The following is a 22,263-nucleotide window of genomic DNA, read 5'->3' as shown; positions in this document are numbered from 1 at the left end:
TAACTCGGTATCACGGCGGGTATTAAAACAGATTTTCTTACAAAAGTTGCGGGCAAGTTGCTGATCAATAGTGGCAACATTATGGCGATTGCCGCTAAACCCATACTCATTATTCAAGTTTATGAATCTGATAGTGGGATGTCTTTGCCAAATTTTGGGTGTTTTTTCTCGTAGTCATTTTCTTTTTTAATATGCTTGAGCAGTGCTTCGAAGCTTTGTTTAAAGACGTCAAGTTCTGCTGAATAGACTACGGCATGGTGGGAAAACCAGTGGTGTTTTTCTCGATCACGATTACTGTAATCGGGCCAAATACGCAGCTCATATTCATCACCCATGACGACAATGACATAGGCAATGGCGCCATTGCTAAAGATGATGCATTGGGGCAGGTACACCAGGTCTTCGCCTTTAAATAACTCATACTCTATCGCTTCGGTGCGCCAACTCACTATCGGTAGCGGCGCCTCGATAGAGCAACCAATCGACTGATGCTGATTAAACAGTACGGCGTTAATGTCATCCATTGAAAAGGGCTGGTGATCGCCATTTTTAGCAGCAAGTGAATACAAGATATTCATCAAAAATGGCAGCTTAGTGCCATTACCTGTTTTGCGGCCGCAGAGTTGTGCTTGGCGATAGTAGATATTCATCATCAATCCTTAATGAAGAGCCTATGCCAGATAGGCTCTATTTCGAGTCGTGAAACTAACGGGCAGGTAAACCGATAGCCGTTAAGGTATAAATGGCTTATGTTATCCGAAGATACTGCCTAGTGAGTAGACTTGTGCGTACATTTCACAAACCTACTCGTTGAATAGTGTGCTAAATACTTTTATTTTCAGTTTGTTATGTTTTTTCTCTGGTTTGGTATTTGCTTGTCGTTGAATTTGGAGAATCGATGTCTAATCCCTTTTCACCCCGCGAGTGGCTGCAATTAAATATGCAGCAGCAAGGATTATTGCAACCATATACTTCAGTCGCCGAGGCAATTTCACGTCTCAGTTATGTACAAATTGACTCTATCAACGTGGTTGAGCGAGCGCATCATCATGTGCTGCATAGTCGTATGCCAGAATATCAGCCAAAGATGCTCGATATGGCTTTAGCCAAAGGAGAGATCTTCGAATATTGGTCCCATGCGGCAGCTTATTTACCTATTGCCGATTACCGTTTTAGTTTGCAGCGTAAACAGCAGCTGCAAAATGGCGGTAAGCATTGGTTTGAGCCCGACGATAAAATAATGCAGAAAGTGCGGGCGCGAATCCTCGCAGAAGGGCCACTCAAGGCCAGTGATTTTGAACATAGTGAAGCTAAAAACGGTACCTGGTGGGATTGGAAACCCGCGAAAAAAGCCCTAGAGCAGCTCTTTATGCGTGGTGAGTTGATGGTGGTGCGGCGGGAAAAATTCCAGAAGGTTTACGATCTCACTGCGCGGGTACTACCAAAAGATGTTGATGCTCAAGCACCGACAGATAGTGAATTTACCCGCTATCTAATTGATCGTTATCTTGATGCCCACGCCTTCGGTACTGCGGCGCAAATGGCTTATTTACGCAAAGGTATGAAATCAGCTGTAGCCCAAGAATTGGCAGAGTTGTTAGCTCACGGGCTATTAGCGTGTTTTAAGGCTGCGGGCCAAAGCTACTTTTATCGCCCTTCATTACAGCTAAATGCACCATTACCTCATAAAGTGTGGCTGCTTAATCCCTTCGATAATTTATTGATCCAACGGCAAAGGTTAAAGCAATGGTTTGATTTTGATTATCAAATCGAAGTCTATGTCCCAGCCGAAAAGCGTCAGTATGGTTATTATTCTTTAGCAATTCTGTGGCGCGACACTTTTGTTGGCCGCGTGGATGTTAAAGCCGATCGTCAAGCTAACCTATTGCTATTACAGCAATTGATTTTAGAAGAGGGCGTGATGGTGAATGGCTTAGATGAGGATTTCTGTGCGGCCTTTGATATCGCAGTCAGTGAATATGCTCGTTTCAATGGTTGTGACCGCTGGAAGTTAGTTAAGGCTAACCATAAAGGCCTTAAGCAAAAGTATGCTCGCCAACAAAAGCTTTAATTATTTGTCTCTTTAGTTGGAGCATCCATAAAGCGAAAGCAGCCATACAGTAAGATTAGATACAGCAGTGGCAACGCAGCAATGACTAAAGATGAAGAAGTCGCAGTGCTATCGCTCGTAATGCGATAACAGGGGATATACACGGCGGGATAAATTAGGCTTCCCCATAGAAAACACTGATTCATCAATCGATAGATAAAAGCGGGTTTAATGCTTGATTGACTGGCCAGTCCCATCAAACTGGCGAGAAGCACACCGGGATAAGTGAGTAGCGGCACGCCACCAAGCAACAATAATCCCCAAAGAAGATAGTCCTGATAGTGTGTGCTGATTGTGACATCCATTGTAGCTTCATTCCTTGATTGTTCGACGCTAAAGCATTAAGTCTGTTTATGCTCTGGTTGCAGCGGTGGCCTTACTGCCAGCCCTTGCTGCATTTTAAGCCAAAAGCTTTGCTGACATAGATTGCTAAAGGATTTTTACTGCGGCGAAATCGCAATATGAGCTGTTACAACCCGATAGCTGAGCCAATAATCTTCACAAACCATGTCTGACGCATAAGCTTGTTTATCTTGCTCGCTTAGCTTGCTAATCACAACCCCGTTATCGAAGTGATAAAGCGTTATGGACTCACAAATCTCCACATTATCATCGTGATAGGTTTGCTGCTCGTTTGATTGGCTTACCACGTAGACAGGGCTTGGATAGCCTTCAATAGCAAGGATATAGCTGGCGAGTTGTTGCATTATTTCCCCAAGTGACTCAATGCTTGAAGTGTTAAAAACAAAAAAGCACAGCTGCGCTATTGCTAACTGTGCTCTTTCAAACATGCATGATAAGTTAGCCCGCCGCGTTGAGCTTTTTTTCTAACTCATTGACTTGAGCTTGTAGGGCTTCTAATTTTTCGCGGGTTTTCAGTAGTACATGTTGCTGCACATCAAATTCTTCACGGGAAACCATATCCAACTTGAGCAATTGATTTTGCAGTACTTGCTTACTGCGCTCTTCAAATTCACCGGCAAATTGCTTTAGACCGCTGGGCAAACTTTCGCTCAATTGTTTCGCCATTTCTTCGATTTTCTTTGGATTGATCATAATCTTGTCCGCCTCTTTACTGAATAGCTCGATTGTAACTCAGTACGTTAGCTTTCAAAAGTAAAGCAGACGCGTGAACACTTTAGTTGGCTGTTGTTGGGGGTTATATCACGGAGAAGCTTATCTACAGAGTTGAGTTCTGCTCAACCTAAGCGGGGATTTGTTCGCCTTAAAACGGCCGTTTCTGCTATGATCCCATCCCTTTCTGTCGACTTGTTTGGATATTGCGCAAAGATGAAACTCAATCCCGCCCAAAACGATGCTGTTCATTATGTTTCAGGCCCTTGCCTAGTATTGGCGGGTGCGGGTAGTGGTAAAACGCGCGTCATTATCAATAAAATCGCTTACTTGGTCGAAAAATGTGGCTATAAGGCGCGTAATATCGCGGCGGTGACCTTTACCAATAAGGCTGCCCGCGAGATGAAAGAGCGGGTCGCTCAGTCGATGGGCCGCAAGGAAGCCAGAGGTCTGTGGATTTCGACCTTCCATACTTTAGGGCTTGAGATCATTAAACGCGAGCATAAGGTCTTAGGCTTAAAACCGGGTTTTTCGCTGTTTGATGATCAAGATACCTTGGCACTGCTCAAAGAGTTAACCCAAGACGAGTTGGATGAAGATAAAGATTTACTCAAAGCGCTTGCCAGTACGATTTCAAACTGGAAGGGTGGCTTAATTATTCCCGAGCATGCACGCAAAATCGCTAAAGATGAGCAACAGCACTTATTTGCTATGTTGTATCAGCGTTATGCTCAACATATGAAAGCCTATAACGCTTTAGATTTTGACGATTTGATTCTGATGCCAACTTTATTGTTACGCCACCATGAAGAAGTGCGTACGCGCTGGCAAACCAAGATCCAATATTTGCTGGTGGACGAATATCAAGATACCAATACCAGCCAATATGAAATGGTAAAGCTGTTAGTGGGTGAGCGGGCGCGCTTTACTGTGGTGGGGGACGACGATCAGTCTATCTATTCATGGCGCGGTGCTAAGCCACAAAACCTCGTGTTATTGGGTAAAGATTTTCCGCAGCTTAAGCTGATTAAACTGGAGCAGAACTACCGTTCTAGCCAGCGGATCCTACGGGCTGCGAACATTCTTATCGCGAATAATCCCCATGTTTATGATAAAGCCCTGTTTAGCGAGCTTGCCTATGGTGAGCCGTTGCGGGTGCTGTTTGCCGCCAATGAGGAGCAAGAGGCTGAACGTGTTGTTGCCGAAATTGTGCGGCACAAGTTTGTCGGCCGTACTCAGTTTGGCGATTATGCGATTTTGTATCGGGGTAACCATCAATCACGGTTACTCGAACGCGCACTGATGACGAACCGTATTCCTTATAAATTGAGTGGTGGTACGTCATTTTTTGCTCGTGCTGAAATTAAAGACATCATGGGCTATCTAAAGCTCGTGGTGAATCCCGATGACGATAATGCTTTCCTGCGCATCGTGAATTTGCCTAAACGTGGCATAGGTCCATCAACCTTAGAGCGTTTAGGTAATTTTGCCAATGAGAAGCATATTTCTATGTTTGCGGCGATTTTTGAGCCTGAACTGAATCATCATTTACCGCCTGCGGCTATGTCATCTTTATATCAGTTTGGTCGTTTTATTGTGGAGACTGGGGATCATGCTGAACGTGGTGAACCCGTCGAGGCGGTGAAGCATTTGATCCGTAAGATCAATTATGAAGATTACTTATACGAAACCAGCACCAGTGCCAAGGCCGCTGAAATGCGGATGAAGAATATCTCAGAGCTTTACCGTTGGGTGACTGAGATGCTCGCGGGTGATGAGTTAGATGAGCCTATGACCTTGCCAGAGGTGGTGACTCGATTGACGCTCAGGGACATGATGGAGCGTAATAGTGAGGATGAAGGCGGCGATCAGGTGCAGTTGATGACCTTGCATGCTTCTAAGGGCTTAGAGTTTCCCTTCGTGTTTATGGTTGGAGTAGAAGAGCGTATCTTGCCCCATCAAACCAGCATAGACGAAGATAACGTCGATGAGGAGCGTCGGTTGGCATATGTGGGTATCACTCGAGCTCAACGAGAGCTTTGGTTCACCCTCTGCCGCGAAAGGCGCCAATTTGGTGAAATCATGCGTTGTGAACCAAGCCGTTTCTTACTTGAGTTACCTCAAGATGATGTGGTGTGGGAAAATCGTAAGCCACAACAAACGGAACAGGAGCGGATGCAAACGGGGCGGGCAAATATTTCTAGCTTAAGAGATATGTTTAAAAAATAGCGAGCGGTTTCGCTTACTATTCTTTTAAATCAGCTACTTATTTTTTACTAGGCATATTCGAGCTGAGCACAGCTCTGTGATTGGGTTTCACATAAGGTAAAAGTGTCGGCTAAAGCAGCCCCCTGACCCAGTTGATAACCCAGTTCACTGAAGATACGTTTTTGTTCAGGGTTATCAATGCCATCGACAAAGGTTTGAAGCTCTAAGGTTGATGCCGTTTTTTGATAGGCAGACATTAACTTAAGCTGTTGCTCGCCTTGTATTTGTTTGGTGAGGTTGGCATCGAGTTTTAAGCCTTTTATCGGCAGAAACAATAAGCTATTTAATGCACTATAGCCGCTACCGTATTGGCTGATGCCGAGTTTTACCCCGAGTTTCTGCAACAATTCAAAGCCATTGATATGATTTTCAGTTTCTTGCACTAGGGCTTTTTCATTGAAGAATAACCACAAATGGCTCAGGTTTAACTGGGTTTGCTTGAGAGTGTTTTTCAAACTGCGCAGTACATGCTTATGCTTGAGATGTTGGCTCGAAAGCATGACATGTAATTCAACAGATTCATCATGTTGTTTGAGGAGTTGGGGATAGCTGCTATCTATGATGCTGATCGTATATTTATCGAGCTCAACGGTAAGGTGTGACTGTTCAGCAAGCGTGCTAAGTTGTTCCTGCTGTAAGAGCCCACGCTGCGGATGTTGCCAGAACAGGCGGCTTTCTAATGCATGCACTTGACCTGTTTTAAAATTGACTACTGGTAAGTAACTAAGCTGGATTTCAGCATGGTGTAATGCATGTCTAAATTCAGTTTCTAACTCGACATCCTGCATGGCCTGATGTTGGGCGTTATCATCAAAAATAACATAGCAACCTTTACCATTGGCTTTCGCCTGATACATGGCAGTATCTGCATTACGTAACATAGATTCACTGGTATCAATTCTGTGTTTGCCACTGATGGTGATACCGATACTGGCTCCAGAACTAAATTCCATTGTGCCAAGTCGATAGGGCTGGGATATTTTTTGGATCACTCTTTCTGATATATCTTTCGCGTCGTTGATGTTGTTAATGCTATCGAGCAGTATCACAAACTCATCGCCACCGAGTCGCGCTAAGGTGTCGTTATCACGAATGCAGGACTTGAGGCGGCTTGCCGTCTCAATTAAGAATTTATCACCCTCTAGGTGTCCCATAGTATCGTTAATCTGTTTGAAGCGGTCGAGGTCGATAAACAGTAGGGCAAACTGTTCTAAGCTATGGCGACGAACATGCTTGATCGCTTGAGATAAACGCTCCATAAACATAGCGCGATTAGGCAGGCCTGTGAGTGCATCATGTTTGGCATCGTGAACTAGCTTGGCTTCCATACTACGGCGTTGTTGAATTTCCTTCTCAAGACTTTTATTCAGTTCGGCTAACGCTTTGGTACGATCAATAACCTTTTCTTCTAGCTCTTCATAACTGCGTTGTAAGGACTCTGCGGACAGCTTTTTCTCGATAGCCGAGCCTATATGTTGTGATACAAATGTCAGTAATTCTAAGTCTTTAACTTGGTAATTCTGTGTCATGCTAAAACTGTAAATCGTTAACGCACCACGAACTTGATCATGGATAAAAAGCGGGATTCCGATCCACTGATGCATGGTTTGAGTATGATTTAACGCTGGCGCTTGGGAATACAGCTCACCAGAGGCAATTAATGCATTGATACTGCTTTGATCTAGCAATAGTGGGCGCTTATGTTTGAGTACATATTCGGTTAAGCCGTCTTGTAGCGGCCGAGTGCCTGGGTGCTTATTGGCTAATTGCGATACATAAAAAGGAAACGTGAGGTGGGTTTCTGTGTCGTCTAATAGGGCGATATAGCAGTTATTGGCCGGAATTAAATGTCGAATAACATTATGCAATTGGGCATAAAAGTCTGGGTTGTCTGCACTGGAACTTGCTAGCTCGGCGATTTCGAACAGTGATTTTTGTAAGCGTTCAGCTCTACGCCGTTCATAGACTTCTAGTTTTAACTTATCGTAGGCTTGGCTGAGTTCTTTTGTCCTTTGCTGGATAGCTTGTTCTAATTGTTCTTGATGTTTTAGCCGTTCCATTACCCCAGCAATATGGTGACAAATGAACGTCATTAACTCGAGTTCGATTTCACCATAACTGATATTAGTGTCATAGGTTTGCACCACTAACACACCCGTTACTATGTCATCTTGTTTGATGGGCACGCCCAGCCACAGATGACAGGGAGAACCTAAATTAACAATTTCTCGAGCGGCAATCAGTTCATTGACTGTGTCATTGTTACACAACAAAGCTTTCCCAGTTCTGAGTACGTAGCCTGTTAATCCTTGCTGTAATAATGTAGATAGTGATTGTTCAGGATAAAGCTCCGCTGGATGGGCATCTTTCTCATCAGCGAAAAAGGGGATGGCGAGTTCACCTGTGTGAGTATCCAGGGTTGAAATAAAAAAATTATCAGCGGGAATCAGCTGTTTTAGATGGCGATGTACGCCGACATAGAATTCTTCGAGTGAAGAAGCATGAGTCGCAATATTGGATATTTCGAGTAATGCGTTTTGAATGATCTCAGCATGCTTATATTTATGCGCTAATTGTTTTAAGCGAATAATTTTTTTGCGTAAGCGTTCAGTTTCACTCACACGCGGCTGGCCAGTTTCATCTTCATCCTTAAACATGATACTCACTAGTTAAATATATGTTTGCTTTTACCAAAGTCTATAATTAGCATGAAATACTGTAACATCCAAGTCATATTTTGGCTGCATTCCGCTTTAAAAGTCAGCTAATGTGATAAAACTTGAGCAGTCAGTAAAAAAAGTGCAAAACAGCTATAGACTCAAAGGGGATTTGACCCTAGTATATGCGGCGCTAACCAAGGCGAGCGCCCATAGCTCAGCTGGATAGAGCGCACCCCTCCGGAGGGTGAGGCCGAAGGTTCGAATCCTTTTGGGCGCACCACTTCCGAACAGAGTTGTGAGCTTTAAGGTTGGCAAAGTAAGTGAAAATCAGTGGTGATTGTAGCTCAGTTGGTAGAGTCCCGGATTGTGATTCCGGTTGTCGTGGGTTCGAGCCCCATCAGTCACCCCATTCATTTACTTTGATATAAAGATTTTCATTCTCGGTGATTAGCGCAGTCCGGTAGCGCATCTGGTTTGGGACCAGAGGGTCAGAGGTTCGAATCCTCTATCACCGACCAAATTCTTCGCGTGACTAGCGAGCTTAATGTAAGTTAAGTAAATAGTTAATGTTTTACGGTGATAAGCGCAGTCCTATAACGCATCCAGATGTTTTGGATGAGAGTGGACGAGAGGGTGAACCCTCTAAGCGTATGTAAATAATAGTGCAAAATTTACGGTGATTAGCGCAGTCCGGTAGCGCATCTGGTTTGGGACCAGAGGGTCAGAGGTTCGAATCCTCTATCACCGACCAAATAAGTAGAAAAGCCTCAGCATTCATTAATGAATACACTGAGGCTTTTTTGCATTGGCGAAATGGAACTTACTCACTGGCATTATCATGTTTGTTGTTGCTTGATAGCGCATCCTCAACGAGTATAGAAGTTGGCCACAGTTCTTATTTACACCTGGCAGACTTGCAGAACTGTATCGGCATAGTCACTCAACCGTAGAAAAACAAAAAGCTCCTTACGGAGCTTTTTGTTTGCAAAATTACTTCTTAATAGTACGGCTTAGTCAAGATTCACTGGCGGGGCGATAAAGCCTTGATAGGCATCTGTTCTAAGCTCGTTAAAACGTTCTAGCTGAGCCTTTTCTTGAATACCCGTCACTATGACTTGAATGTCCAATCCTTTTGCTACGTTGATTAGGGCGCGGCACAATTCGCTATTGTGGTGTGTCTCATCATAGTAGGCGAAGGATTGATCCAGCTTCACATAGCTAGGTCTTAATTCCTGTAGATAAGACATAGAGCCAAACTGACGACCAAAGTGGTCAATACCAAACTTAGCACCGTTATCGCGAATGATGTTACATAAGTGCTGGCATGACTTAAGATCACTATAAACACCAGCCTCAGGGATTTCGAAGCAGATGCGCTCAATAAATGTGGCATTTCGCAAAAATTGATTTAGCCACTCATGGAACTGAGGATCGTTAATACTTTGGTGGGTTAAGTTAATTGCGAGCGGTTCATAGCTCCGCTCGAGCAGTTTTTGCTCGTAGACAGTTTCAATTAAGCATTTATCGAGTAAGGCACCAAGTGATAATAACTCGATATACGGCATAAATTGCCCTGCATGGGCGAGTTGATCACCAAGCTCTAATTGGCAATACAATTCCCGTTGCGCTATGCCATCACCATCGCAAAATTGGATGGGTTGCCATCTAAACTTAAACTTCTTATTGCTGATAGCATGGCTGAGGTTATCGCGCCATTGCTCGCGGGTGAATAATTGCTGCTCTGTGGTTTCAAACCAGTGGAAGGTTTTATTCTCTTGTAACGCTTTTTGAAGGGCATTGTCGGCTTGGGCCAAAATATCCGACACATTCATTTGCCCAATACGTTCTGCAATACCGATAGCAAAGTCTTCGTTGGGCTTACAGCCTGCTTTTGACATTTCTTGGTTGATGGTACGTATAAGTGTTTGTAAATATTTGCTGATCTGATCGTGTTCAACATCGGTCACTAAAAATGCAAATTCATAGGCGGCAATACGGCCTATGACCGAAGGTGTTATTTCGTTTAATTGCTGTTGAAACTTTTCTGCGAGGATCCGTATGGTTTCATCTCGAACTTGATAGCCATATTTACTGTGCACTTCTTCGAGCCAGTCGAGTTTGGCGAGGAATAAAGCACCGCTGCTAGGTTCACTTAACCAACCATTTAAACGACTTACTACATATTGGCGGTTAGGCAGGCCTGACGCGGGATCGACAAGATTCTTCTTACGTAACGCGCCTACCTCTTCGTCAAGAGAATGGAACACTTGTTTCAATTGAGCTGACATGCTGTTAAATGCAGTCACTAAGTCTTTTAATTCGGTTGTTTTGGGTAGTGCCATGTCTGGACCAAATTGGCGTGCTGCGATACTTTTCGCGTGTTCAGACAGGGTGTGGAGAGGTTTCAATATCCATGTTAAGCCTACTCTTGCAGTAAAAATAGCAACGAGAAAAAGTAGTGAGAAGGCTATGATGGTATTGGACATGATTCGCCATAGTTCATGATAACCAAAACCAGGATGAGCAGTGATTTCAAGCTGTGCTAGCTGCAGCCAACCCGAGGTGATAGTGCTTTGTTTTTTGATGGTTTTAAACAGATTTAGATTGATAAACCATTGAGGGACATCTTCAATTTTTAAAGGATTATTCCACTCTTGTTGCTTACCATCGACCATCCAAGTCAATTTTACATTTTGATAGTAACCACCTTCAAAAATAACATTCACTAAGGTTTCTGCCGCAGCGGTATCGCCGGCTTCGAGTGCTGGGGTAAGCATTAGACCGAGTGAAGTGCTGGCATTGTTTAGATCGGACTCCATTTGCTTTGTTAAAAAGCTTTGAGTCTCAGTGAATTGCACATAGCCAAGGCTTGCAACTACAAGCAAGAACAGGCTAAAAAGCAGCGAATAAATCTGTCTAAACAGTGTCATTTTTGGTGCTACTCCAGTTTTAATTTTGGTTGCCTAAGACGGTCAACACCTAATCTATGGTTAAGATCGTTCCATTTTTCTAATCGTTTTGAGGACCCTGCCAGTACGCCTCGACCTTGCTCTTTATTGAGCCATAACTGTTTACCATTAAAGCTATAAACAGGCAGTAGATCTTTTCTTTTTGTGGCGGGTTTTATTTCATGGTCAAGATTATCGAGCACTAAAGGAATTGATGATGGTGTTTCATAGTAAGCCAATACCATATGGTATTGATTAACCGTAGTGGCTTTAACCATAGTGATCCGCATCTTGTCCTCTTGAACACCAAGTTGGAGTAGGGTGAAGTATTTTGCGATCGAAAAGTCTTCGCAATCACCGCCATTCACACCAATAAACTCCATCGGCGTTGCCCAATAATTCGAGTCTCCCCATAATTTACTGTCATCCACAAAACGGAATAAATTAAAAAAGTTATTCACCTTCAATAACTTTTCTTTTTCATCTAGCGTACTCGCTTCCGATAACACTTTGAACCAAGCCCTTGCTCGCATTCCAGCACGTTCGCCGTAATGTTTTTCTAGGGTTGAAGTTATCTTCACTTCATCAAGGTTTTGTGTGGGGGCCGCATATAGGCAACATATGCCTAAGGCTGACGCTATTAGGCTAAAGCGGCAGACTCGCAATAATGAATCTTTATAATCAAGTCTGCCGTTCATAACCTAATGTGTTAGTCCTTTATTTTGAGTTGTCATCGACCGAGTAAATTGTCCATTTCATGTCTGTTGCCGTATCATCACCAGTGACTTCTGCAACAACACGACGGTTACGAATTTCTGCTTCTGGCGTCTGTTCTAAAACAATTGGGCGGCTAGAACCATATCCAATAGCAGTTAATCGACTTCTATCAATACTAAAGCGTTCAGCCAGTACTGCGGTGACAGCATTTGCACGTTCTTGAGATAATACTGTATTTCGTTCATCGGTTCCTGTGCGACTCGTGTGACCTTCGATAGTCACTTTGGTCGTTGGATACTGACGTAGAAAAATAGCCACCTCTTCAATTTGAGGATAGTACTCAGGCGCAATATAAGCAGAGTCATTCGGGAATAAAATATTTATTTCCTTTCGCTCGTTAATCGCTTTTATTTTGCCACAGCCATAGTTATCAATACCTGCCCCTTGGGCGGTGTCGTTGCAGCGTTCACGGGCTTCAATGACACCATCGCTATCTTTATCAGATAGATCATAGGTTTGAGTTGTGACCATTTCGTCAATATTAACCGTATCGCGCATCGAACAACCAGCTAAAAGAGTGACACTTAGAAAAAATGTGAGAGTTTTCATTTGTTAGCTCCTCCTTCATAATTGCGCTCTCCGCGCCACGCATCAGGTCTAGTGACTTTAAGTGAGTCTAATAATCGCCCTGTAGAATTGAGCACGCGATACTTAGCAATAACTTCATCATATTCAGCTTGTAAGTAGTCTTTACGTGCCTCGAAGAGCTCATTTTCGGTATCTAATAAGTCGAGTAGACTGCGTTGGCCTAAGTTGAACTGTTGTGCATAGGCTGTTTGAGTATCCTTTGCGGCCACGACATGATCGCGAATATATTGTTTTTGCGGCGCTAGCATTTCAAATGCGTTCCAAGCTAGGTTTACCCCTTCAACAACTTCACGTTGGGCACGTTGGCGGATTTCTTTCGCTTCACCTAACTTGTAAGCAGTTTCCTTTTCACGGGCAAGATCTTTACCCCCCGCAAATAAGTTGTATCTCACCCTCACCATGGCGACGAGATCGTTACTATGGCCACCCACATCACTGCGGAAAGCACCAGCACCTGATATTCCGTCTTCGCCGCTGATATCGTTGTTCCAGTTACCATTCAGTTCTAAAGAAACCTGAGGATAGTAATTGGATTGTACTGAAGATCGTTCATTTTCAGCGGCACTAATATCGTTTGCTGCAGATTTGAGTATGGGGTGATTCTCTTGCGCAACAATAATGCCAGAGCTAAGATCCTTTGGCAGCATGTCTGCATCTGGCACTGGTAATATTAAGTCCGCCGGAGCCGACGCTACAATTTTGACGTACTGTGCTTTTGCATCAAGTAAATTGTTGCGAGCAGAAATAACGTTAGCATTAGCACGCGCCAAACGTCCCGAGATTTGGGATAGATCTGCGATTGAGCCTAAACCTGAGTCAGTACGTTGTTTAATCTGGTCATAAATTTCTTTATGGCTGTTAAGGTTTTTCTCGGCTAATTTTAACACTTCATCGGTGCGTAAATAGTTGAGATAGACTTTACTGACATCGAGTGCCATATCTTCAGCTGCAGCAAGCAGTGCCCATTGGTCTGCGCTAGCTTCAAAGCTATAACGATCAACTTCACTGCTGGTGTAGAAACCATCGAAAAGCATTTGTTTTATGCTAACACCAAACTCTCCGGGATTTAATTCAGCCACCCCTTTGCTATCGACTTCGCCGATATTGGGTCGTCTACGTGTCGATACGCTGTCGGTTTGTTCGTAACCGTAGCCACCATTGACATCAATAGTTGGCATATAGCCTGCTATCGCTTGATTAACTTGTTCTTCTCGCGCTTTAAAGCGGTTGAATGCCACTCGTAAATCTGGGTTTGTATCTAGCGTATGTGCAACGGCTTGTTCTAACGTCTGACTTTGAGCCGATAAAGGTAACAGGATTAATGACAGCACTATGGCTATCTTTGAACATTGAAATTGTCGTATTGCTGAAGTCTTCATGACCAACCTCCCGGTTTATAAAAAAAGGCTTAGTGCTCTCTGAGCGCTGTGTCCTTAGCCCTTAAAATTGGATTTAAAATGTACTCAAGTATGGATCTTTGCCCCGTGATAACGTCAACTGAAGTTAACATTCCCGGAATAATTGGCATCTGTGTGCCATCGTTTTTGGTTAAACTAGATTCTGCAGTCCTAACTCTGATGAGATAGTAGCTATTGCCTTCTTCATCTTGAGAAGTGTCGGCACTAATATGTTCGACAGTTCCTTTAAGGCCGCCATAGCGGGTAAAATCATAGGCGGTAATTTTTACTACGGCGGGTAATCCTGGATGTAAGAAAGCGATATCTTTAGGCAAGATTTTAGTTTCTATCAGCAGTTGATCTTCCGACGGTACTATCTCGATAATATCGATCCCAGGTTGCACTACACCACCCAGTGTATTGATATGCGTGGTTTTAATGGTGCCATTAACAGGGGAGGTGATAATCGCCTTACTGACTTTATCTTGTGCGCCAACTTGTGCTTCATTCATTCGAGAGAGGCGGGTTTGAGTTTCATTGAGCTGCGCGCGCAGCTCTGCAGCGTAAACAAATACGGCTTCACGGCGTTTTAAGATAGCCTCATCTAATGCAGCTTTCACTTTAGGGCGGAGTAAACGCATTGAATTCAATTCACCTTGCAAGTCGTTTACCGTGCGTTCGAGTTTGAGTAACTCAACTTCAGGAACAATACCTTTTTTGGCTAAAGGTCGAGTGAGTTCAAGCTCGCGGGAGATTAGCTGCATGCTCGTCGTTAATGTCGTTGTTTTAGAGGCGAGATCATCAATTTCTTGCTGTCTTTGTTGAATTTGACGTACGAGGATCTCAAGTTGGTTACTTAAGTTATCTAAGCGTCCGTTGTATTCCTCTTGTTGTCTTTTCACTAAGGCGGGTTCCGCAGCAATGATAGCTTCAGGGAATATCAATGCTTCTTTAGTGATTAGCACTTGTTCACGCCAATCAGAGGTCATGTCTGATATTAGAATGCTGTCGAGTTCGGCGCGCATGCGGATAGCATTGGTTTTTAAGCCATAAACCTCTTGCTCTTGTTGAGCAAAGTCGGAGCGAAAGCGGGTATCATCAATACGCACTAAAGGCTGCCCTTTTGTGACTATCTCACCTTCTTGAACGTAGAGTTCTTGCATTATGCCGCCATCTAGACTTTGGATCACTTGAACTTGTGATGAAGGAATCACTTTTCCCGTTCCAGTAGTAACCTTATCTAATTGAGCAAACCCCGCCCACAGTAAAAAACACACTACCATAGCAGCAAGTGCCCATATGATTAATCTGTGTCCGCTGGGAGCGTCTGTCATCATGGCGCCATAGACATCATCAACCATGTCTAAGTCGTTTGTTGTTAAATGTTTACTCATCTTTTAGCCTCTCCGTTCACTAGGCCAAAATTGAGTTTTTCTAGCACTTCTGCTTTAGGTCCATCGGCAACCACATGGCCGCGTTCAAGTACAATAATGCGGTCGACGAGTTGCAATAAATGCATCTTGTGGGTAATAAGAATTAACGTTCTATCTTTGCTGACATTTTGCATTGAACGAATAAATTGTTGTTCAGCGCGAGCATCTAAACTCGCCGTAGGCTCATCCATCAGTAACACAGGGGGATCATTCAGTGTGGCGCGAGCAAGGGCGACAGTTTGTCTTTGCCCGCGACTGAGTGACATGCCGCCTTCACCGACCTGTTGGTCTAGGCCTTCTGCTTCTAGGTTGGTGAATTGACTCACACCAGAAAGCTGTACCGCGCGGATGAGTTGATGTTCAGTGACTTGACGTGTACCAAATAAAATATTGTCGCGAATAGAACCATGGAATAGGGTGACATCTTGGGGTAGGTAGCCAAAATTACGACGTAAATCACTCGGATGAATCTGTGCTGAGTCTAAACCGTCGTAGCGCAAGCTTCCTGCCGTGGGTTGAAATAGCCCGACCAGTAGCTTAGCTAGCGTACTTTTACCTGAACCATTTCGACCGATAATGGCAATGCGTTCGCCAGGATTAATCGTCAGCGACATCGGATGCAGCACAGGCTTTTCAGAACCTGGATAACTAAAACCAACATGATCAGCATTGATTTTGCCTATGAGTCTTTGTTTGCTAACTAAATGTCCTTTATTTTCAAACTCATCTTCTTGAGTCATGATTTCATTCAGTTGGCGTAGTGCACTGGCTGTGTGGTTTGCTCTCGTCATCAGGCCTGCAAGTTGTGCCATAGGTGAAATGGCGCGGCTCGATAGCATGACCGCAGCAATAATTCCGCCCATAGATATCGCATTATCAGCCACACGATAAACGCCCAAAATCACCACACAGACAACGGTAAATTGCACCGTAAAGTTCGCTACGTTCGATACTGAGTTGGAGAGCTTTTTTGACCTTAATTGCCAGTTTGCACTGTGGCCTATCATCTGTTGCCAGCTTTTTTGCACAATTCCTTCAGCACCATTAGCTTTAATTGACTCTAGCGCTGATAAGCTCTCGATTAAATGCCCATGTTTTAAGCTTGAAAATTTATTGCCTTCTTCGATTGCCGCTTTGAGTTTAGGTTGAATATAAAGCGTGAAGCCAATAATGATGATGCCGCCAATGACTGGAACTATAGCGAGATCACCTGCGACAATAAAAATAATGATTAAGAAAAATATCGCGAAGGGGAGATCGACTAAAGTTGTGATCGTTGCCGAAGTTAAAATTTCACGAATATTATCGAATTCACCTAACTGCTTCGCCATGCCGCCGATACTAGGAGAACGTTTTTCTAGGGGAATACCTATCGCTTTAGCAAAAAGTTGCGAAGACACAATAATATCTACTTTTTTTCCTGCAACATCGATGAGGTAACTTCTAAGTTGCCGCATGATAAGATCGAACATATAAGCAATCGCCGCACCAATCGCTAAAACCCAAAGGGATTCAAAGGCGAGGTTTGGGACGACTTTGTCATACACATTCATAATAAATAACGGTGAAACTAAGGCGAATAAATTCACCAATACAGAAGCGATTAATGCATCACGATAAATGGGTGCTGAATCTTTGAGGGTTTGGACTAACCAGTGGGTTTTATTATCGTGTAGATAAACATCAAAGCCCATGTCGCCACGGTATTCTTGTTTGACTAAGAATAAATATCCCACATATAAGGCTTCGAGCGACTCAATTGTCAGTGTCTCTTCACCGCCCGTCTCGGGTAATTGAATAATTGCTTTATCTGATGCAACATCAAGTTCTCGCAATATACAGGCTTTTTTGTCTTTTAATAATAAAATACAGGGGAGCAATATAGGTGATACTTCGTTTAAGCCTTTTCGAGACAGCTTAGCCGCTAGACCCGCTCTTGAAGCTGCCTGAGGCAATAAATCAGGTGATAATACGGTACCTGACAAGGGTAAACCTGCCGCAAGCGAATCGCTCGAGCACGGATTGCCAAAATGCTCAGTGAGTAACACTAAACAATCCAGCAAAGGATCCACTAACACTCTTTGTGAGGCTGAAATGGTCCATTGATCAATTTTTTCAGAAGCTGCAGCAGACACCTAATTACTTATCCTTTGGATTTTTATATGGTTATGGCAAGTATCGGTCATGATGGCCTATATTTCTATAGGCCATCCAAACGATTTTATCTAAGGGATATTATGCTGCTCATTGCTATTCAACGGAGCAAGACCTGGACTTGGTTCTGGTGTGACTGGCTGAGTATCAACAATTAACGGACCGCTGCCATTAGTACCTAGTAGGCCATTAATAATGCCAGTCTCTGTTGTAGTGTTATACGCACTATACAAATCAACACCGTCAAGAACGATATGCTGCTCAAACACACCATCTTTATTGCCATCGATATCAATCACAGTTGAACCACTAACTAAGCTAAAGTTTAAATAACTGTGTAGTGTGTTGTTACTTTCACCTTGGAGTAAATCGCTTAAATCCAATTTATCTTCATGGATATTAAAGTCAGTGATATGGTCTGTTCCCGTTTCTGCATATCGCCAGACGAAGGTATCAGCACCGCTATCGCCTGTGAGTTTATCGTTACCTAGACCACCGATTATTGTATCGTTACCAGCACCACCAAATATAAGATCATTACCATTACCGCCGTAAAGCTGATCATTCCCACCTTGCCCATAAAGTATGTCATTACCTTGTCCGCCGATAAGAACATCAGCCTTATCGCTGGCACCAGATTGGTCAAAATCAGATGCATGCTCAGTAATATATCTATGTACTTGGGCATCGGTAACTGCAGTGACCCCTAGCTGATCAGCAACATAATCTTTGATGGCAACATAACCTTGGCCACTAATACCGTTAAAGTTGATGGCATCACCAAAGAGTATATCGTCGCCGTTACCACCGTTGATGGTATCAGATCCTGGCAGTTGGGTAATTGGAGTACCAATGATCGCATCAGCTAAATCCCCAGCGTTGATGTTAGTCAGAACATTACCGTCAGAGTCAAATGGCTTAAGATCTTCACTATCCAGTGATGGGCCTATCCCAATGGCCTGAACAATCACTCCCAGCGTTGATAGGAAAGCAAATCCTTGCTGGGAATTCGCATTCGTTCCGGTGCCGTTTGTACCCAAATTGGCAAATTGGAAACCTCCATTACCATCCGGGCGCATAAAGCCAACTGAACTTGAGCTCCAACTATTATTGTTATTTTGGGTCCATTTTAATACTTCACCGTCCTGGTTGATGATCGTACGTCCATTCTGGCTATATGTATTGCCAAATACATAACCGTTTTGGATGATACTGGATAGGTAAATACTGTTGTTTGCTCCGCTAGGGTTATAAACCTCAGGGTTTTGGCCCTCATTGTAGTTGTACTCATTAGCTTGGCCATCGGTAATAAAGTAAGCCAGATTTGTGGCACTGTTACCGCTGATGCCAGAGAACCAGTTGGCGGTCGTTTTAAATACATCTTCGTAGTTGGTGTTTCCACCTGAACGCATGTCGTCCAATGCATCTTCCAGTATCGACAGGGCATTGGGGTCTTTCATATCGACAGAAACCCAACCTTTAGAAATGCCATCAAAGTCAACTAAGAACACATTTACAGTGCCGCTGCCTTCAGCGGTAGCGCTGTTTTTCAGTGTCGTAAACACCAGTTCAAGTTGCGCTTTCATACTATTGAGCGCCGTGCTTCCAATGCTGCCAGAACTATCAACCATAAAGGCGATATTGTAGTTTTGACCTGGCAAAATAACGCTACCGTCTAAATCGCCGACCACAATGTTGTGCTCATTACCAAAGTTAAGATTTTGATCGCCAGGCTCTCCTTCATGACCACTGAAGTAGCTAAGAATGACGCTATCTGCATCTGTTGCAGTATTGGTCAGGTCTGTACCTGACTCTCTTGATACTGCTTCGACAACGAGGTTGACTTGACCTGCATATTCACCAGGAACCCTTAATGTTAATCCTGTTAGATTGACATCTAAGGATGCACTGTTCCATACGTTGCCATGATTTAGAAGAATATTACCGTCTGCATCTGCAGTCCCCATCAATGTACCGTTACTGCTGTAGAGTAAGGTGCCTTCGGGTAAACCACTGAGCTGAATGCTATCGATGCTTTCGCTACCGTCTCGATCCGCAAGTGACACATTAATTTCGATTGGATAGTCTACCGCTGTAGGCTGTTCTAATGTGAGTTCACCTGTGATTTGATTGATCGCGTATATGCCATCCTTGAATTGCACATACTCAATATCATGCAGGGCCTTAGTAACACCGATGCCATTTTCAGTTACAAAGAAGTTGAACCAACGATCATTGCTAGAGTAGCCTGTGCCTTTCTCTATTATGTAGTCTGCTCGGTTGCCAAGAAGTACGGCGATATCTGTTCCTGCACCACCGTAGAGCCCGTCATTACCTAGACCAGCAACAAGAACATCATTTCCTGTTCCGCCATAGAGAGAGTCACCTTGAACGGCATCACTGCCGACGAGTATGTCATCACCATCCATACCGTAGAGTAGATCACCGCCGCCATTTGCGCTGACAAGATGATCGTTCCCCCCAGTACCGAGCAACTGATCTTGTCCGGAAGTATTATCAATAGTACGCGTACCAGTATTAAATGGTGCGGTAGTAAAATCGCCCGTACGGAATTGTTCGGTAGTGATACCTGAAGTCTTAAAGTTACTGTATAGCGGTATGCCATTATCAGTCAGAATAACGTTAACTACAGGCTTATCTGCTATAGGTAAGACAGTGATATCAAGTGCTGCTGTGGAACCAGTATTTGTTGTGTAGGTGACACTTGGCATTTCGCCTGCCCAGTTATCATTTGGGATAAACTGGAATTCACCATTAGCTTGTATTAATAAGCTACCCACGGCCAAGGTAATGGTTTGCCCAGCGTTAAAACTGGTTTGCATACCGTTATACATGACTCTGAAGCTAGTGATGCTCAGATTGCCGAGTTGATCATTGGTAAGAATATTACCCGTTACCAGCTGATCTTCGTCGACGGTATAACGATCGTCAGTCGCATCAATAACGGTTGCATTATCCGTGCCTTCAGCTGATTCATTATTAGCACTATCAATTTGAGTAGCGGTGACTGAGATTGCCTGACCAGTAGTCGGAGTAGGTTCTGTCCAAGTAATAACACCATTTGTATAGGTGTAACCTGTTGCTAGAGCACCATTACTAAATTTCAGTACGCCATTGTCAAGAATGAGGTCTACTGTACTGCTATTACCTGCATTATCTATTTCTAGATGTACACTGCCGCCAGTATTAAAGTCACTAGCATTAATTTTGACCTGTATTTGAACGCCATTATTACCTATCTCTGTACTCGTCAAATACGCGTCATCATTTACATCATCGATGATGCGTACTTCAGGTGCCGAAGGTGGCGTTGTATCAACATAAACTTGTGGAATAACAGAGAAAGTACCATCTGTATGATCGCCATCTCCATCAGTGGCTCTTACTTTGAAATCAATATCACCATCGCTAGGTTGTAACATCTCTTGATATTGATGGAAGTCCCATTGACCTGTACCTGGGGTAAACTCAAGTTTGAATACCAAGTGACCAGCTGCATCAACCCCAATTAGTGTATTTGCCGTTTGGGTTATAGTGATTGCACTGCCTGCTGCCGTGAACAAATTGGTTTCATCACTACCTTGTAAGGTGAGCGAACCTTTACCATCTGCACCCCATTCTGGGGTTACTGTTCCTGATGCAAAGGCGATTGCCGGTGGTGTTGCAGTGCCTAAAAACTCAATAGCGGTAACAGTGAAGTCACTATTATCACCGCTACTTGGACCTTTGCCATTATCAAGGGCTTTGATGACCATTTTGTCAAAGCCACCTTGTAAGGCTTGGAAGTTGGCCGCATAGTTGCCACTGCTGGCATCTGAACTAAATGTTTGAGTTGCGATAAGTTGGCCATCTCGCCAAAACTCGACGACACCGACTTCTAGTTCGCCGCCAAACATATGGGAAAACTGGATATTCACGCCGTAGGCAACAGTTCCTGGATCGAGAGTAATGATGATTTCTTCAGATGCAGAACTTCCATCTGCAAATTTACGGAAATCGACTTCGTTCGCGAGATTATGATAAGGGGCATCAACACTACTAACACCTATTCCACTACCACTACCAAAGATTGCGGCATCAATTAAACTTGAGTTAGTTGATGAAGTAAATCCTTTGGCTGTGATCGTAAAACCATCAAAATCAAGAAGATTGTTGTTGCCACTATAGCCAGTTAGAGAGAATAGACCGACTAAAGTATCAGGAATATCTATATTCGTTACTTCGACAGGGCTAATAGATGCGATTTCAGGTGCGTCATCTTCAACCGTAACACTAAAGCTACCTGTAGAGGTGCCACCATGATTATCATTAACAGTAATACCTATATCGAATGTAATAGTATCTTCAGATGTAGTGTCTGGATGATCAAGTGGTGCCTTTAAAGTCACATAATAGGTCCAATTGGAATCACCAGAAGTTGGAGCGGTTAGAACTACAGCCATAACTTCAACATAGGAAGAGCCGCCAATAACACCTGTGTAGCCTATTAGTGTTTGTGTATTCGCATCCCAGAGCCAATTTACAGCTTGTCCGCCTGACATTAATTCTGTTGGGCCAGAAAGTGAAACGCTTAAAGAGTCACCATCAACATCATTAATATTTATTGTGCCGCTAGCAGAAACATCATCTGTAGTATCAGAATTACCAATAACATCAATTATACCGTTAAGTAGCCCCTCTTCAGATACCGTAGCATTTGATACGGAATTTATTACTGGATAGTCGTTCGCGCCGACAATGGTGATGGTCACGGTGTGGCTGGCGGTGCCATCGGCACTGGTGACCGTGATGTCACGGGTCAGGGTTTCACCCGCCTTGAGTGACTGCACGTCG

Annotated in this window: 12 protein-coding genes, 4 tRNA genes and 2 pseudogenes; 6 read left to right on the top strand and 12 right to left on the bottom strand. The window is 43.7% G+C overall.

What is annotated here, in order from left to right; all coding sequences use genetic code 11:
* Positions 1-119: 119 nt before the first annotated feature.
* Positions 120-650 (bottom strand): hypothetical protein, encoded by a 531-nt coding sequence (locus tag KO531_RS16960; protein ID WP_219251828.1) that lies wholly within the window; start codon positions 648-650, stop codon positions 120-122.
* Between the two features lie 248 nt (positions 651-898).
* On the opposite strand from KO531_RS16960, the gene KO531_RS16955 reads away from it, so the two are divergent.
* Positions 899-2,071, top strand: coding sequence for a crosslink repair DNA glycosylase YcaQ family protein (locus tag KO531_RS16955; protein WP_219251760.1), 1,173 nt, complete (start codon positions 899-901; stop codon positions 2,069-2,071).
* Here the strand turns inward: KO531_RS16955 and KO531_RS16950 are convergent.
* The 3 genes and pseudogenes from KO531_RS16950 to KO531_RS16940 all read right to left on the bottom strand — a co-directional run bounded on the left by KO531_RS16950 (position 2,068) and on the right by KO531_RS16940 (position 3,166).
* Positions 2,068-2,415: a hypothetical protein gene (locus tag KO531_RS16950; protein WP_113940860.1), complete on the bottom strand. Its 348-nt coding sequence runs from the start codon at positions 2,413-2,415 to the stop codon at positions 2,068-2,070. The genes KO531_RS16955 and KO531_RS16950 overlap by 4 nt on opposite strands.
* Positions 2,416-2,553: 138 nt before the next feature.
* A pseudogene (locus KO531_RS16945) lies at positions 2,554-2,817 on the bottom strand (hypothetical protein); the annotation flags it as partial.
* Positions 2,818-2,911: 94 nt separating this feature from the next.
* A complete protein-coding gene (locus KO531_RS16940; protein WP_006083441.1) occupies positions 2,912-3,166 on the bottom strand; it encodes an accessory factor UbiK family protein in 255 nt (84 codons plus the stop codon).
* Between the two features lie 234 nt (positions 3,167-3,400).
* On the opposite strand from KO531_RS16940, the gene rep reads away from it, so the two are divergent.
* On the top strand, positions 3,401-5,413 hold the full coding sequence (rep, locus tag KO531_RS16935; protein WP_219251759.1) for a DNA helicase Rep: 2,013 nt from the start codon (positions 3,401-3,403) through the stop codon (positions 5,411-5,413).
* A gap of 47 nt (positions 5,414-5,460) precedes the next feature.
* On the opposite strand, the gene KO531_RS16930 is transcribed toward rep, so the two are convergent.
* The gene (locus KO531_RS16930) at positions 5,461-8,109 is read right to left on the bottom strand and encodes a diguanylate cyclase (protein ID WP_219251758.1); all 2,649 of its coding nucleotides are present in this window, start codon (positions 8,107-8,109) and stop codon (positions 5,461-5,463) included.
* Positions 8,110-8,315: 206 nt separating this feature from the next.
* Between KO531_RS16930 and KO531_RS16925 the strand changes: the two genes are divergently transcribed.
* The 4 genes from KO531_RS16925 to KO531_RS16910 all read left to right on the top strand — a co-directional run bounded on the left by KO531_RS16925 (position 8,316) and on the right by KO531_RS16910 (position 8,863).
* A tRNA-Arg gene (locus KO531_RS16925) sits at positions 8,316-8,392 on the top strand.
* A gap of 53 nt (positions 8,393-8,445) precedes the next feature.
* A tRNA-His gene (locus KO531_RS16920) sits at positions 8,446-8,521 on the top strand.
* Between the two features lie 32 nt (positions 8,522-8,553).
* Positions 8,554-8,630: transfer RNA gene (locus tag KO531_RS16915), tRNA-Pro, on the top strand.
* A gap of 156 nt (positions 8,631-8,786) precedes the next feature.
* A tRNA-Pro gene (locus KO531_RS16910) sits at positions 8,787-8,863 on the top strand.
* A 259-nt stretch (positions 8,864-9,122) separates the two neighbouring features.
* Here the strand turns inward: KO531_RS16910 and KO531_RS16905 are convergent.
* The 7 genes and pseudogenes from KO531_RS16905 to KO531_RS16875 form a co-directional block, all read right to left on the bottom strand.
* Positions 9,123-11,042 carry an EAL domain-containing protein gene (locus tag KO531_RS16905; protein ID WP_219251757.1) on the bottom strand — a complete coding sequence of 640 codons (1,920 nt, stop codon included), beginning with the start codon at positions 11,040-11,042 and terminating at the stop codon, positions 9,123-9,125.
* An 8-nt stretch (positions 11,043-11,050) separates the two neighbouring features.
* Positions 11,051-11,758: a transglutaminase-like cysteine peptidase gene (locus KO531_RS16900; protein WP_105250450.1), complete on the bottom strand. Its 708-nt coding sequence runs from the start codon at positions 11,756-11,758 to the stop codon at positions 11,051-11,053.
* 19 nt (positions 11,759-11,777) lie between these two features.
* Positions 11,778-12,386, bottom strand: coding sequence for an OmpA family protein (locus tag KO531_RS16895; protein ID WP_219251756.1), 609 nt, complete (start codon positions 12,384-12,386; stop codon positions 11,778-11,780).
* On the bottom strand, positions 12,383-13,804 hold the full coding sequence (locus tag KO531_RS16890) for a TolC family outer membrane protein (RefSeq protein ID WP_212600653.1): 1,422 nt from the start codon (positions 13,802-13,804) through the stop codon (positions 12,383-12,385). The genes KO531_RS16895 and KO531_RS16890 overlap by 4 nt, the downstream gene beginning before the upstream one ends.
* A gap of 29 nt (positions 13,805-13,833) precedes the next feature.
* Positions 13,834-15,216 (bottom strand): HlyD family type I secretion periplasmic adaptor subunit, encoded by a 1,383-nt coding sequence (locus tag KO531_RS16885; RefSeq protein ID WP_168825932.1) that lies wholly within the window; start codon positions 15,214-15,216, stop codon positions 13,834-13,836.
* Positions 15,213-17,390 (bottom strand): type I secretion system permease/ATPase, encoded by a 2,178-nt coding sequence (locus KO531_RS16880; protein ID WP_173496184.1) that lies wholly within the window; start codon positions 17,388-17,390, stop codon positions 15,213-15,215. The genes KO531_RS16885 and KO531_RS16880 overlap by 4 nt, the downstream gene beginning before the upstream one ends.
* A 90-nt stretch (positions 17,391-17,480) precedes the next feature.
* Positions 17,481-22,247: pseudogene (locus KO531_RS16875) on the bottom strand (type I secretion C-terminal target domain-containing protein); the annotation flags it as partial.
* Between the last annotated feature and the right edge of the window lie 16 nt (positions 22,248-22,263).

The organism is Shewanella sp. NKUCC06_TVS, assembly GCF_019345515.1.
GTDB lineage: Bacteria > Pseudomonadota > Gammaproteobacteria > Enterobacterales > Shewanellaceae > Shewanella > Shewanella oncorhynchi.
The sequence above is the reverse complement of the archived record's forward strand: the minus strand, read 5'-3'. Positions and strand labels throughout refer to the sequence as shown.